This is a genomic window from Streptomyces sp. CB02009 (genome assembly GCF_001905825.1).
In the GTDB taxonomy this organism is placed as follows: domain Bacteria; phylum Actinomycetota; class Actinomycetes; order Streptomycetales; family Streptomycetaceae; genus Streptomyces.
Map to the genome: position 1 here is coordinate 287,820 of NZ_LIVV01000009.1, position 14,662 is coordinate 302,481.

Consider the following 14,662-nt stretch of genomic DNA (forward strand, 5'->3'; position numbering starts at 1 on the left):
CAAGGGTACGCCCGCCGCCCCGTCCCGAACCCCTCTGATCTGCGTATCTCCGGTACCGCCTACGCCCCTCAGCGGTCCTTCGGGTCGAGCAGCCAGATCCCGAGCACCACGAGGAACGACAGACAGAGGAAGCCCGCGCCCCACCAGGCGGTGCCGGTGTTCCCCGACATCCACTCGTCGACGACGATCGTCAGCCCCCAGAGCTGGCCGATGACCACCGTGAGCGCCAGCGTGAGGCGGGCCGTCAGCTTCGAGGAGCGCTCCGGCTCCTGCTCCGTACCGGCTCCCGGCCCCGGCCCGGTGCGGGTGATCCGCGGATCGCCATATCCGCTGGTGGGGCGGATCTGCGGATACCGCTCGTGCACGGGGCGGTTCAGCCGCGGCTGCGCACTGCCCGGGGTGTACGCCGGGGGCCGCGGGGCCTGCGGAGCGGCGGGCGCCGAGGGCGAGGGCGGCGGCGATCCCCCGGAGGCGCCGGGAGTGACGGGGGCTCCGGGTGTGACGGGGGGCCTGGCCGGTTCCGGGGCTTCTGGGTCGCGGGGGAAGGCGTCCTCGGTCATGTGCGCTCACTCCTCTCCGGCGCCGCGCCCCGGGCGGACGCGCCGGGGCAGCCCAGCCGGTCGGCGAGTTCGGGGCGGTCGTCGCCGAGCTGGCGGCAGAGGCCCTCCCGGGCGCTCTCGCCCGAGCGGGCCGTGCCGATCGCCCAGACGCTGCCGTCGGCCTCCTCCACGAGCAGCACCTTCGGCAGTCCGCGGGGCGGCGGGCCGGCCGTGACCTCTCCCGTACGGGCGTCGAAGACGCCTTCGTGGCAGGGGCAGTACAGCTCACCCTCGCTGCCGCGGTCCTTGCGCCAGAGCACGGCGCAGGCGAGGTGGGTGCAGACGGCGGAGTAGCCGGCGAGCGTGCCGTCCTCCAGGCGGACGGCGACCGCGCGGTCCTCGGAGCCGGGGTAGCGGAAGGCGAGGGACTCCCCGGGCAGGATCGCGTCCGCGATCTTCTTCGCCTCGGTCGGCCCGTCGCTGTCCCCGTGCCGGTGCAGGATGCCGGCGGCGACCGCGACACCGCCGACGGCGAGGCCGCCGGAGACGGTGGCGACGATCCGCAGGTAGTCGCGGCGGGTGGTGAGCGAGTCCGCGGCGATCCGGTCGTGGAGCGCTTCCTGGGCCGCGTCGGAACGGGGGTCCGACGCGGGCGGCTGCGGGTCGGTGACGCTCAACGGACGTCCCTTCCATTGATCTCGACGACGGGAAGGCCTCCGGGGACCGGCCACTGGACCTTGTCGGCGGGGACGACCATCGCCACGCCGGTGGAGACGGTCGTGGAGCCGAAGGTGAAGGAGTCGGCGACCTGGACGCCGGGGCGTTCGGCCTGGAGCTCTTCGAGGGTCCCGTAGAAGAGGGCGCCGGTGGGGCAGACGGTGGCGCACATCGGGGCGAGGCCGTAGGCGGTGCGGTCGTAGCAGAGGTTGCACTTCATCTGGAGCTTCGCCTGGAGGTCGATCTTGGGGACGCCGAACGGGCAGGCGTTGACGCAGTTGGCGCAGCCGATGCAGCGGGTGGTGTCGGCCTGCTGCACGACGCCGTCGGCGGTGACGAGGATCGCGTCGGCGGGGCAGACCTCGGCGCAGGGGGCGACGGGGTCCTCGCAGTGCATGCAGACGGTGGGGAGGGAGGCGACGGAGTGGCCCTCGTCGGGGTAGTCGAGGTGGATCATCGACTTGCCCCGGTGGGAGTCGCATTCCCGGCAGGCGGAGACGCAGGCCTGGCAGCCGATGCAGCGGCCCGGGTCGATGAAGATCGTGCGGCCCATCATGTGCGGGTCAGCTCCTCTCCGCGGTGCCGCGGCCCTGGGGGGAGGTGGGGGGCAGCGGGTCGGTGCGGGAGACCTGGGTCTCCGGGTAGGCCTGGTGGCCTGGTGCGGTGGGTGGGGCGGGGACCTCGTCGATCCGTTCGGCGGCCTCGATGCGGGCGGCGCAGACCTTGTACTCCGGGATCTTGGAGCGGGGGTCGAGGGCGTCGATGGTGAGGGCGTTGGCCGCGGTGGGGACCGGCCAGTGGTAGGGGACGAAGACGGTGTCGGGGCGGATGGCCTCGGTGACGAGGGCGGGGAAGACCTCGCTGCCGCGGCGGGTGACGACCCGGACGGGGTCGCCGTTGCGGAAGCCGTGGGAGGGGTGGACCTCCACCCAGGGGCGCGGGGTCTGTTCGACGAGGGCGCCGAGGCGGCGGGTCTGGTTGCCGGAGAGGAAGTGGGCGACGGTGCGGCCGGTGGTCAGCGAGAGGGGGAACTCCTCGCTGTACGGGTCCATCGGCGGGTGCCATTCGACGACCTGCATGTGGATCTTGCCGTCGGGGTGGTAGGTGCGGCCGTTCTCGAAGAGGCGGGGGGTGCCGGGGTGCTCGGTGCTGGGGCACGGCCAGGCGATGCCGCCGGTCTCCTCCAGGCGCTCGTAGGTGATGCCGTAGTAGTCGTTGACGGTTCCGGCGGAGGCGATGCGGAGTTCCTCGAAGACGGAGCGGGAGTCGGGGAACTCGAACTTGTCGCCGGCGCCGAGCCGGCGGGCGAGTTCGCAGATGACCCAGGTGTCGGTGCGGACGCCGGCCGGGGGCTCCTGGGCCTTGTTGTGCTTGACGACCCGGGCCTCGGCGTTGGCCATCACGCCCTCGTCCTCGGCCCACACGGTGACGGGGAAGACCACGTGCGCGTTGGCCGCGGTCTCGGAGAGGAAGAAGTCGAACTGGGCGTGGAACTCGAGGGTGTCGTAGCCGTCCTTGACGGTGGCGTAGTTCGGGAGGGAGACGAAGGGGTTGTTGCAGATGCCGACGAGTCCGCGGATCTCCTTGCGCTGCATCTGCCAGACCATCTCCATCATGGAGGTCCCGGCGGGCGGGAGTTCGGCCTCGTCGATGCCCCAGATCTCGCAGATCTGGCGGCGGTGCTCGGGGTTGGTGATGGAGCGGCCGCCGGGGAGGAGGTCGGACTTCTGGCCGTGCTCGCGGCCGCCCTGGCCGTTGCCCTGGCCGGTGATGGTGCCGTAGCCGGCGCCGGGCCGGCCGATGTGTCCGGCGGCGACGCACAGGTTGATGATGCTGAGGCAGTTCTCGACGCCCTGCGAGTGGTGCTCGACGCCGCGGGCGTGCCAGGCCATGGCCCGGTCCGCGCCGGCGAACATGCGGGCGACCTGGACGATCTGCTCCTCGGGGACGCCGCAGATCTCGGCCGACCGGGCCGGCGGGTACGCGGCGACCGTCGCCTTGACCTCGTCCCAGCCGGTGGCGTGGGCGGCGAGGTAGGCGTCGTCGGCGAGGCCCTCGGCGACGACGACATGGAGGACGGCGTTGAAGAAGGCGGAGTCGGTGCCCGGCTTGAGGGCGACGTGGACGTCGGCGGTGCGGGCGATCGCGGTCTCGCGCGGGTCGACGACGATGAGGGTGGCGCCCCGGTCGCGGGCTCCCCACAGGTACTGGGTCATCACGGGGAAGCACTCGCCGACGTTGGACCCGGCGATGAGGAGGCAGTCGGTGAGGAGGATGTCGGAGAAGGGGTTGCCGGCCCGGTCGATGCCGAAGGCGAGCTTGTTGGCCCCGGCGGCGGACACCATGCAGAGGCGTCCGTTGTAGTCGACGTGCCGGGACTTGAGCGCGACCCGGGCGAACTTGCCGACGAGGTAGGTCTTCTCGGAGTAGAGGCTGGCGCCGCCGAGGAGGCCGAAGGCGTCGTTGCCGTACTCGCCCTGGATCCGGCGGATCTCGGCGACGGTGTGGTCGAGCGCCTCGTCCCAGCTGACCTCGCGGAACTCCTCGTCGCGGTTGCGGCGCATGAGGGGCGCGGTGAGCCGGTCGGGGTGGTTGACCTGCTGGTAGGCGTTGATGCCCTTGGGGCAGAGCCGCATCCGGTTGATGTCGTGGTTGCGGGGTTCGACGCCGAAGACCTTGCCGCCGCGGTCGACGCGGAGGTACATGCCGCACTGGACGCCGCAGAAGCAGCAGTGGGTGGGGACGAGCGTCTCGCCGTTCTGGTCGGCGTGCCAGCGGTCGGCGGGGATGCCGCCGGCGTCGCGGAAGTTGCGGGTGCCGGGCGGGGCGAGGGAGGGATCGAGCGGCAGCGCCCTGTTCGGGTCGGTCGCGGTCACTTGAACCCTTTCTTCACGTGGTCGAGGTAGGCGTTGCCGCGCAGGACGCGCTTGCAGCGGGGGCAGTACTCGGCCCATTCGTCGAAGCCGAGGTCGAGGTCGCGCATGGTGCCCTTGAGGTTCTCCACGTAGGGGGCGGTGTCGATGGGCTCGTGGCAGCGGCGGCAGGCGAGCACCTCCTCGTCCTTGCGGCGGGCGGTGTACTTGAAGAGCTGCATGCCGACGGCCGCGGGCCGCTGGACGATGTGGAAGAACTTCCCGAAGGGGATGTAGATGAGGGTGAAGACGACCGACACCATGTGGAGGATCGCGAGGAACTCGTAGCCTCCGCCGTGCAGGAAGATCGACGAGAAGGTGAGCAGCAGCCCGGTCACGGAGATGACGATGAGGGCGAGCAGCGGCACCAGGTCGTAGGCGAAGCGCTGGCCGGTGATGGCGCCGCGGTCCTTCATGCGGCGCCAGAGGAAGTAGCCGGCGCCGGGGATGACCAGGACGGCGGCGATGTCGAGGCCGTGGAACATGAGCCAGCCGACGACGCTGAGTGCGTCGAAGCCGATGATCTTGATTCCCCAGATCCGCATCTCGTAGCCGGGGCCCGCGCCGGTGGCGGAGGTGAAGGTGAACCAGCCCCAGGTGAGGGGGAAGGTGATCGCGGCGGCCAGCAGGCAGCCCCAGAAGATGAGCTGGTGGGCGGCCCAGCGGGCGTGCGAGCGGGCGCCGAGGAACTTCTGGAAGCCGAGGTAGGTGGCGATCATCTTCGGCACCGCGGTGGGTGCCCTGCGGAAGTTCGCGACGGAGAAGAACGAGCCCCAGCCCTTGTGGAAGAGGCGGCGGGCACCGGGGGCGGAGATCCAGACGGTGTAGCGGTAGGCGACGCCGAAGGCGAGGAAGACCGTGGCGACGGCGTAGGGCAGCAGGGCCGAGTCGAAGTCGCGGAGCAGGCGGCTGCCGAAGACGATCGCGAGGATCAGCAGGACGGAGACGACGGCGCCGGCGAGGGAGGCGCGGCGGCGCACGGCGGCCGGGGTCTGCGGGGGGAGGCCGGCGGCCGCCGGATCTCCCGGGGCGGGGCCGCCCGGGGAGGGGGCGCCGGGGGCGGGATCGCCCGGCGGAGGGGTCGGCTCGGCTGTCTGCGGTGGCTCGGTCACGCGGCCACGGTAAGGCCGTACGGGCGGTTTTGCCCTGTTTTGAAAGGTTCTGGGGTGAGGGCGTCGCCCGGACGGGTTCCGTCCGCCGCTCCGGGTCGGCTCGGAACCCTCGGGCGACCGCGGAATCCGTCCCGCCGCGTCGGGCCGAGGTCAGACCGCGTGCAGGCCGTGGGCGCGGAAGACCTCGCGGACCTCGGCGACCTGACCGGGCGTCGGGGACGGCGTGTCGTGCAGGGTGAAGGGCATGGCGAGTGCCTGCCACTTCGCTTCGCCGAGCTTGTGGAAGGGAAGGATGTCCACGCGGGAGACGTTGCCGAGGCCCCCGGCGAAGGCGGCGACCCCCTCCACGTTGGCCGGGTCGTCGGTGAGGCCCGGGACGAGGACGAAGCGGACGTGGACCTCCTGGCCGAGGTCGGCGAGACGCCTGGCGAAGTCGAGGGTCGGCGCGAGCGGCCGGCCGGTGACCTTCCGGTATGTGGCGGGGTCCCAGGACTTGATGTCGAGCAGGACCAGGTCGGTGTCGCGCAGCAGGGCGTCGGTGGCGCGGACGCCCAGGAAGCCCGAGGTGTCGAGGGCCGTGTGCAGGCCGAGCTCGTGCTTCATCCGGTGCAGCAGCTCGCCGGTGAAGACGGGCTGGAGGAGCGGTTCTCCGCCGGAGACCGTGGCGCCGCCTCCGGAGGCGGAGATGAAGCGGACGTATTTGCCCGCCTCGGCGATCACGGCGTCGGCGGAGGTGCGCCGGCCGTTGCGCATCCGCCAGGTGTCGGGGTTGTGGCAGTAGAGGCAGGTGAGGGGGCAGCCCGAGAGGAAGGTGACGAAGCGGGTGCCGGGGCCGTCGACGCCGGTGGACAGGTCCCAGGAGTGGACCGAGCCCTCGGAGGGGCGCTGGGTCGCGGCGGCGGCCGGGGTGGCCGCCGGGGACACCGGAATGGGCGCCGGGGACGCCGCCGGGGTCGTGGGGGCGAGGGCGAGGCTTGTCATGGCGGGGCCTCCTTCGGAGGGGCCTTCGGGCGGTGCGCAGGAGAGGGGGAGGGGTGGGGAGGGAGGGGGAGGGGGAGGGGGAGGGGGAGGGGCCCCCTCCAGGGGCGGAGGGGGTGGCCCGGGGCCGGGAGTGAGGGCCCCCGGCCCCGGGCCGGGGAAGGGCCGCTTACAGCGAGCCGTGGAAGGTGCGGTTCAGGACGTCGAGCTGCTGCTCGCGGGTGAGCCGGACGAAGTTGACCGCGTATCCGGACACCCGGATGGTCAGCTGGGGGTAGTTCTCCGGGTGCTCCATGGCGTCCATGAGGGTGTCGCGGTTGAGGACGTTGACGTTCATGTGGAAGCCGTCGCTGGCCATGTAGCCGTCGAGGACGCCCGCGAGGTTGGTGATCCGCTCCTCGGGGGTGCGGCCCAGCCCGTCGGGGGTGACCGTGTTGGTCAGCGAGATGCCGTCCTCGGCGTCCTCGTACGGGAGCTTGGCGACCGACAGGGCCGAGGCCACGTAGCCGTGGGTGTCGCGGCCGTTCATCGGGTTGGCGCCCGGGGCGAAGGGCTCGCCGGCGCGGCGCCCGTCGGGGGTGTTGCCGGTCTTCTTGCCGTAGACGACGTTGGAGGTGATGGTCAGCACGGACTGGGTGTGTTCGGCGTTCCGGTAGGTGGGGTGCTTGCGCACCTTCCTCATGAACTCCTCGACCAGCCAGACGGCGATCTCGTCGGCCCGGTCGTCGTTGTTGCCGTAGGCCGGGTAGTCGCCCTCGACGGTGTAGTCGGTGGCGAGGCCGGTCTCGTCGCGGTGGACGGTGACCGTGGCGTACTTGATCGCGGCCAGCGAGTCGACGGCCACCGAGAGACCGGCGATGCCGAAGGCCATGGTGCGGCGCACGTCGCGGTCGTGGAGCGCCATCTCGATGCGCTCGTAGGCGTACTTGTCGTGCATGAAGTGGATGACGTTCAGCGAGTGGACGTAGACGTCCGCGAGCCACTCCATCTGCGCGTCGAACCTGGCCATGACCTCGTCGTGGTCGAGGACGTCGGAGGTGAGGGCGCCGGTGTCGGGGCCGACCTGGACGCCGGACTTCTCGTCGCGGCCGCCGTTGATCGCGTACAGGAGGGTCTTGGCGAGGTTCACCCGGGCGCCGAAGAACTGCATCTGCTTGCCGACGGGCATCGCGGAGACGCAGCAGGCGATGGCGGTGTCGTCGCCGAAGCGGGGGCGCATCAGCTCGTCCGACTCGTACTGGACGGAGGAGGTGTCGATGGAGACCTTCGCGCAGAACTCCTTGAAGCCCTGCGGGAGGCGCGGCGACCAGAAGACGGTCATGTTCGGCTCGGGGGCCGGGCCCAGGTTGTAGAGGGTCTGGAGGTAGCGGAACGAGGTCCGGGTGACCAGCGGACGGCCGTCCTCGCCCATGCCGGCGAGCGACTCGGTGACCCAGGTCGGGTCGCCGGAGAAGCCCTGGTCGTACTCCGGGGTACGCAGGAAGCGGACGATGCGGAGCTTGATGATGAAGTCGTCGACGAGCTCCTGGGCCTGCTCCTCGGTGAGGGCACCGGCCTCGATGTCCCGCTGGAGGTAGACGTCGAGGAAGGTGGAGGTGCGGCCGAGGGACATCGCGGCGCCGTTCTGCTCCTTCACGGCGGCGAGGTAGGCGAAGTACAGCCACTGGACGGCTTCGCGGCCGGTGACGGCGGGGCCGGAGATGTCGTGGCCGTAGGAGGCGGCCATCGCCTTGAGCTCGCCCAGGGCGCGGATCTGCTCGGCGAGTTCCTCGCGGAGCCGGATGGTCTCCTCGATGGAGCGGTCTCCGGCGGGGAGGGTGTTGAGCTCCTCCTTCTCCTCCCGCTTCACCTCGACGAGCCGGTCGACGCCGTAGAGGGCGACGCGGCGGTAGTCGCCGATGATGCGGCCGCGGCCGTAGGCGTCGGGGAGCCCGGTGACGACGCCGGCCTTGCGGGCGGCGCGGATCTCGGGGGTGTACGCGTCGAAGACTCCGGCGTTGTGGGTCTTGCGGTACTCGGTGAAGACCTTCTCCAGGTCCGGGGAGACGGGGTAGCCGTAGGTCTCCAGGGCGCCGGCGACCATGCGCCAGCCGCCGTACGGCATGATCGCGCGCTTCAGCGGGGCGTCGGTCTGGAGGCCGACGATCAGGTCCTTGTCGCGGTCGATGTAGCCGGGGGCGTGGGCGGTGATGGTGGACGGCACGTCGTACGAGACGTCGTAGACGCCCTTGGCGCGCTCCTCGGGGAACCGGTCCGTGATGGCCTTCCACACGGCGGTGGTCCGCTCGGTGGGTCCGGCCAGGAAGGAGTCGTCGCCCTCGTACGGCGTGTAGTTCTGCTGGATGAAGTCGCGGACGTCGACGGCGTCGCGCCACAGTCCGCCCTTGAAGCCCTTCCAGGCCCGCTCGTTCACCGTTGCTTCAGCAGGGGTCGCAGTCACTGCCCGCACCGCCTTCTTCGATTCATTCGGTCGCGTTTCTGCCTGCTTCCATTGCACCTCTTCTGATCGATCATTTCGGTCGGCAATGGTCACCTCCGGGCGGCCTTAGGTCCTGTTCCGGGTACGCGAAAAGACCCCGCCGGGCGGGGTCTTTTTCCGGAGTGCCTCAGCTGGGGGCCTCGGCGCTCTTCCGGGCGTAGAACCACCAGGTCACGACCATGCAGCTGACGTAGAAGGCGACGAATCCCCACATCGCGCTGGTCACGGCCACCGAGCCGAACAGGGCCGGGATGAAGAAGAAGCCGTAGGCAGCGATGGCCGAGGTGAATCCGGTGACGGCGCCGGACTCCATCTCCGCCTGCTTCAGCGCCCTGTCGTGTTCCGGGGTGCCTTCCGTGAGTCCCTTGAGGTGGGTTCCCCGGAAGATGACCGGGATCTGGCGGAAGGTCGATCCGTTGCCGATCCCGGAGAAGAAGAACGCGGCGAGGAAGCAGAAGAAGAAGCCGTAGAACGAGCCGCCGTCACTGCCCGAGGGCAGGAAGTTGATCACGCCGACGAGGGAGAGGGCCATGCCCACGAAGGACAGGATGGTGACCCGGGCGCCGCCCCACTTGTCGGCGATCCAGCCGCCGCCCCAGCGGGCGAGCGCGCCCACGGCGGGGCCCATCCAGGCGTACGTGGCGATCGAGTAGTCCGGGAACGTGGTCTTGATCAGCATCGGCAGGGCGGCGGCGAAGCCGATGAAGGAGCCGAAGGTGCCGACGTACAGCCAGGTCATCAGCCAGTTGTGCTTGCGCTTGAAGATGATCTTCTGCTGCTTGAACGGGGTCGAGGCGACCTTCAGGTCGTTCTGCCCGAACCAGGCGACGGCCGCCAGGACCAGCAGGACCGGGACCCAGAGGAAGGCGGCGTTCTGCAGGTACACGGGGGTGCCGTCGGCCTTGTGCTGGGCCGAGCCGATGGCGATGGTCGACCAGGTGATGACGATCGGGGTCAGCAGCTGCACGACGGAGACGCCGAGGTTGCCGAGACCGCCGTTGATACCGGTCGCGCTGCCCTTCTTCGCCTTGGGGAAGAAGAAGCCGATGTTGGCGAGGGAGGAGGCGAAGTTCGCGCCGCCGATGCCGCAGAGGGCGGCGATGGCCACCATCACGGCGTACGGGGTCGTCGGGTCCTGGATGGCGATGCCGAGCCAGATCAGCGGCACGATCAGGACGACCGTCGACAGCGCGGTGAAGCGGCGCTGGCCGATCATCGGGCCGAGGAAGGTGTAGAGGATCCGGGCGGTGCCGCCGGTCAGACCGGGGATGGCCGTCAGCCAGAACAGCTGGGAGGTCGAGAAGCCGAAGCCGACGTCCTTCAGGTTGGTCGCGGTGACCGACCACACCTGCCAGACGACGAACGCCACGAGCAGCGCCGGGACGGCGATCCACAGGTTGCGGTTCGCGACCTTCCGTCCGATCGACTTCCAGAAGAGCTCGTTCTCCGGCTCCCAGTCGGTGATCGGCCTGCCGGGGCGGTACTGCTCCGTGTCGTACGAGGCGGAGGACCCGCCCGTCCTTCTACTGTCCTGGACTACGGAACTCATGGCGCTTCCCTGACTTCCCTGTTCGGGGCTGAGCTTCGAGGCTTTTCCTTGCTCTTCCAGGCTGCGCCGCGGGGTGGGGGCCGGGTCAGTGCCGATGGTCGCCGGACGGGCGGGCCTAGGTCGGGCCGTCGGGCGGGCCTAGGTCGGGCCGGCGGGCGGGCCAAGGTCGGGCCGTCGGCGGCACTAGGTCCCCTCAGGGGCGGGCCGTAGGCACCGGGAGGACCGGGAGGGTGACCGACGGGTCGTCGAGGCAGGCGCCGGTGCGCAGGTCGAACTCCTGCTTGTGCAGGGGGGACGCCACCACCGGCACCCCGTCCCTGCTGCCCATGATCCCGTCCGCGATGACGTCGGCGCCCGAGAACGGGTCCCGGTTGCCCACCGCGTACACCTCGCCGTCCCCGTTCCGGAACAGCGCCGCCTCGGTGCCGTCCGCGAGGACCGCGGCCCGGCCCCGTCCGGGCTCCAGGAACTCCACCCCGGCCACGTGCGGCGCGAAGCGGGCCAGCGCCGCGGGGTCGTCGAGGACGGCCTGCCACTCGTCGCGGTACGCGGCCACGTGCCGGTCCATCTGCGCCTCCAGCTCCGCGCAGATCCCCAGCGAGTCCTCGATCAGGACCTCCCGCAGCCGCGCGAGCCCGCGGGCCGCGGCCGTGCCGCCGGCCCCGTCGCTCCCGCCCGTCCCACCGCTTGCCTCGGTCCCGCCGCCGAGCCGCTCCAGCCACGCCGAGGTCCGTTCGAGGCGCTCCCCGGTCCGTACGTAGTACATGAGGAACCGGTCGATCAGCGCGAACAGCCCGGCGGCCGAGAGGTCGGAGGCGAGCAGGTCGGCGTGGCGGGGGCGGGTGCCGCCGTTGCCGCACACGTACAGGTTCCAGCCGCCGGCGGTGGCGATGACGCCGATGTCCTTGCCCCGGGCCTCCGCGCACTCGCGCAGGCAGCCCGAGACCCCGCCCTTGATCTTGTGCGGGGCGCGCAGGCCCCGGTAGCGGAGCTCCAGATCGATCGCGAGCTGGACCGAGTCGCCCTGCCCGAAACGGCAGAACCGCGACCCGACGCAGGACTTGACCGTGCGCAGGGACTTTCCGTACGCCTGCCCCGACTCGAGACCGGCCGCGATCAGCCGGCGCCAGATGGCGGGGAGCTCCTCCTTCCGCGCGCCGAAGAGGTCGATCCGCTGGCCGCCGGTGATCTTGCTGTAGAGGCCGTGGTCCCGGGCCACCTCGCCGAGGGCGATGAGCTGCTCGGGCGTGATCTCGCCGCCCGGGACGCGCGGGACGACCGAGTAGGTGCCGTTCTTCTGGAGGTTGGCGAGGAAGAGGTCGTTGGAGTCCTGGAGCGCGGCCTGCTCGCCGTCGAGGACGTGCCGCAGGCCCAGCTCGGGGGCGAGGGTGCCGAGGACGTTGGCGACGACGGGCTTGCAGACGACGCAGCCGGCGCCCGCGTTCCCGCCCGCGCCCGCGTTCCCGCCCGCGCCCGCATTCCCGTCCGTGCCCCTGCCCCCGTCCGTGCCCGCGCCACGAACCGCGCCCGCGCCCCCTCCCGCGCCCGCGCTCCCGCCCGTGCCGCCGGAGCCGTACCGCTCCATCAGCTCGGTGAACGAGCGGATGTGCTCGGTGCGGACCAGTTCGTAGATCTCGGGGCGGGTGAGCTCGGGGAAGTGCTCGCACAGCCCGCGCGACCGCTCCACGCCCGCCGCGTCGAGGACGGCCTGGAGCGTGCCCGCGCAGCCGCCGCAGCCCGTGCCCGCCTTGGTGCAGCGCTTGACGCCCCCGAGGTCGGTCAGGCCGTGCTCGGTGATCGCCGCGGCCACCGCGCCCTTGGTCACGTTGTGGCAGGAGCAGACGACGGCGTCGTCGGGGAGCGCGTCCGCGCCCGGCGGCTCCGCGCCGGCCGCGCCGGCCGGGAGGAGGAACGCCTCCGGCGGGCCGGGAAGCCGGCGGCCCGCGTGCGGCTTGAGGGAGCCGTAGGCCTCGGCGTCGCCGACCAGGATGCCGCCGAGGAGCTGCCCCTCGGGGCCGAGCAGCAGCTTCTTGTAGACGCCCTCGCGCCCGTCGGAGAACACGATCTCGGTGGCCCGCGGACCGCCGTCCCGTCCGTCCGCGAACGGGTCGCCGAACGACGCCACGTCCGCGCCGAGCAGCTTCAGCTTGGTGGAGGTGTCGGCGCCCGTGAACACCGTCGCGCCGGAGCCGGCGAGCTGGTCGGCGACCGCCTCCGCCATCTGGTAGCCGGGGGCGACCAGGCCGTACACCCGCCCGTCGGAGGTCTGCGCGCACTCGCCGATCGCGTACACGTACGGGTCCGTCGTCCGGCAGTGCTCGTCCACCGCCACTCCCCCACGGTCCCCGACCGCCAGTCCCGCCTCGCGGGCCAGCCGGTCGCGCGGCCGCACGCCGGCGGAGAAGACGACCACGTCGGCGGGGAGCCGTTCGCCGTTCGACAGCTTCAGCAGGCAGGCCTTCCCGTCGGCGTCCGTCTCGACCTCGGCGGCGCCGACCCCGGTGTGCACGGCCACGCCCATCGATTCGATCGTCGCGCGCAGGGCCGCCGCGCCGCCGTCGTCGACCTGGAGCGGCATGAGCCGGGGCGCGAACTCGACGACGTGCGTGGTGAGTCCGAGGGTGCGGAGCGCCCCGGCGGCCTCCAGGCCGAGGAGCCCGCCGCCGATCACGACACCGGTCCCGGCCTGTTCGGCGTACCGGGTGAGGGCGTCGACGTCGTACAGCGTGCGGTACGTGAAGCAGCCGGCCGCGTCGGCGCCGGGGATCGGCGGCACGAAGGGGTACGAGCCGGTCGCCAGGACCAGCGCGTCGTACGGGACGACCGCGCCGGAGGTGGTGGTGACCGTGCGGGCGGCCGGGTCGATGTGCTCGGCCGGGTCGCCGAGCCGCAGGTCGATGCCGTGGCCGGAGAGGAACTCGGGCGTGGAGAGACCCAGTTGGTTGGGGTCGGTGCCGGTGAAGACGGAGGACAGGTGCACGCGGTCGTAGGCGGGCACGTCCTCCTCGGCGAGCACGGTGACCTGCCAGCCGGGGCCGCCGGGCACGGCGGGGTCGGCGAGCGCGCCGCGCTCGGCCAGCGCCTCCAGGAGCCGGTGGCCGACCATTCCGTGGCCGATGAGCACGAGGGTCTGCGTCCGCTGGGCGGCCATGGCGGTCTCCGTGGGGTGTTCGGGTGCGGGGTGGGTGGGGTGGGGCGCGCGGTGGGGGTGCGCGGGGCTGGTTCGGGTGCGCGGGACTGGTTCCGTGCACGGTTCAGGGCCGGGTGGGCCGCTCGCGTACGGGTGGCGTCCCCTCCGACCGTAGGGGCGCCGGGTGGGCGTGTCGGGGCCGTGAAGGGCCCGAGGATCCGGGACTTGCGACCCCCCGGCCGGGGCCGAACGGCGCGGCCGCGGGGCGGCGGCACGGGCTTAGCGTGAACGGGTGGGGCCGCGACGACGCACGACACCGTCGCGCGGCCCCCGACAGGGCCGGGACACTCCCCGACCGCGTGGACCGGGGCGGGTGGAGGTACGGATGACAGCACGCGAGCTGGTCATCGCCGTGCACGGCAGCGCAGTGCCCGAGGCGGGCGCGACGACCGCCCGGCTAGCCGACTCCGTACGCGCGCTGACCGGCGCGCCCGTGGCCGTCGGGCACCTCGACCACCAGACGCCCTCGCTGCCGCACGTGCTCGCGGACCGGCCCGGTGCGGTCGTCGTGCCGCTGCTCCTCGGCGACGGCTACCACCGCACCGTCGACATCCCGGCCGTCGCCCGCGCCTTCGACTGCGCGGTCACGCGCGGGCTGAGCGGCGAGCACGCGGTGGCCCTCGCCCTGTACGACCGGCTGCGGGACGCCGAACGGGCGGCAGGCGGCGCGGCGGACGCGGTCGTCGTCGCCGGCGCGGGCTCCTCCCGGCCGGGCGGCAACGACGGCACCCTGGCGGCGGTCCGGCAGCTGGGCCTGCTCCTGCCGGTACCGGTGACGGTGACGGCCGCGTACTGCTCGGCGAGCGCCCCGGCCCCGGCCGAGGCGGTCGCGCTGCTGCGCGCCCGCGGCTTCCGCCGGGTCGCGGTGGCCACCCACCTCCTCGCCCCGGGCCGCTTCACGCGCGCGCTGGCCGCGGTCCCGGGCACGTGGGCGGTCGCGGCCCCGATCGCCGACCACGCGCGCGTGGCGCGGCTCGTGGCGGCGCGGTACGCGGAGGCGGGGGCGGAGGCCAGGTACGCGGGGGTGGGGCATGCGGAGGCGAGGCACGCGGCGGCGGAGGCGGGGTACGCGGAGGCAAGGTACGCGGAGGCGGGGGCGAGGTACGCAGCGGCGGAGGCGGGGGCGGAGATCCCGCCGCGCGTGGCATGTCAGCGGGAGACCCTTCCGCTCTGATGTGCTGGGGGC

At 72.3% G+C, this 14,662-nt stretch carries 10 protein-coding genes; 1 reads left to right on the forward strand and 9 read right to left on the reverse strand.

Annotated features, from left to right (window positions below; genetic code table 11):
- Positions 1-68: 68 nt before the first annotated feature.
- The 9 genes from AMK27_RS32000 to AMK27_RS32040 form a co-directional block, all read right to left on the reverse strand.
- On the reverse strand, positions 69-560 hold the full coding sequence (locus tag AMK27_RS32000; RefSeq protein ID WP_073916163.1) for a DUF6755 family protein: 492 nt from the start codon (positions 558-560) through the stop codon (positions 69-71).
- Entirely contained in the window at positions 557-1,216 is a 660-nt protein-coding gene (locus tag AMK27_RS32005; protein ID WP_073916165.1) for a Rieske (2Fe-2S) protein, read from the reverse strand. The genes AMK27_RS32000 and AMK27_RS32005 overlap by 4 nt, the downstream gene beginning before the upstream one ends.
- Positions 1,213-1,812 carry a 4Fe-4S dicluster domain-containing protein gene (locus AMK27_RS32010; RefSeq protein ID WP_030315529.1) on the reverse strand — a complete coding sequence of 200 codons (600 nt, stop codon included), beginning with the start codon at positions 1,810-1,812 and terminating at the stop codon, positions 1,213-1,215. Before AMK27_RS32010 ends, AMK27_RS32005 begins: the two co-directional genes overlap by 4 nt.
- Positions 1,813-1,819: 7 nt before the next feature.
- Positions 1,820-4,132, reverse strand: a complete 2,313-nt coding sequence (locus AMK27_RS32015; protein ID WP_073916167.1) for a molybdopterin oxidoreductase family protein — start codon at positions 4,130-4,132, stop codon at positions 1,820-1,822.
- The gene (locus tag AMK27_RS32020) at positions 4,129-5,280 is read right to left on the reverse strand and encodes an MFS transporter (protein WP_073916168.1); all 1,152 of its coding nucleotides are present in this window, start codon (positions 5,278-5,280) and stop codon (positions 4,129-4,131) included. Before AMK27_RS32020 ends, AMK27_RS32015 begins: the two co-directional genes overlap by 4 nt.
- Before the next feature lie 150 nt (positions 5,281-5,430).
- Positions 5,431-6,261: a pyruvate formate-lyase-activating protein gene (pflA, locus tag AMK27_RS32025; protein WP_073916171.1), complete on the reverse strand. Its 831-nt coding sequence runs from the start codon at positions 6,259-6,261 to the stop codon at positions 5,431-5,433.
- Between the two features lie 166 nt (positions 6,262-6,427).
- Complete coding sequence (gene pflB / locus AMK27_RS32030) at positions 6,428-8,698, reverse strand: formate C-acetyltransferase (RefSeq protein ID WP_198955971.1); 2,271 nt, start codon at positions 8,696-8,698, stop codon at positions 6,428-6,430.
- 166 nt (positions 8,699-8,864) lie between these two features.
- Complete coding sequence (locus AMK27_RS32035) at positions 8,865-10,286, reverse strand: NarK family nitrate/nitrite MFS transporter (protein ID WP_241847665.1); 1,422 nt, start codon at positions 10,284-10,286, stop codon at positions 8,865-8,867.
- A 193-nt stretch (positions 10,287-10,479) separates the two neighbouring features.
- On the reverse strand, positions 10,480-13,437 hold the full coding sequence (locus tag AMK27_RS32040) for an FAD-dependent oxidoreductase (RefSeq protein ID WP_073916179.1): 2,958 nt from the start codon (positions 13,435-13,437) through the stop codon (positions 10,480-10,482).
- A gap of 364 nt (positions 13,438-13,801) precedes the next feature.
- Here AMK27_RS32040 and AMK27_RS32045 point away from each other — a divergent pair, with 364 nt between their 5' ends.
- Positions 13,802-14,650, forward strand: a complete 849-nt coding sequence (locus tag AMK27_RS32045) for a sirohydrochlorin chelatase (protein ID WP_073916181.1) — start codon at positions 13,802-13,804, stop codon at positions 14,648-14,650.
- The last annotated feature ends 12 nt before the right edge of the window (positions 14,651-14,662 follow it).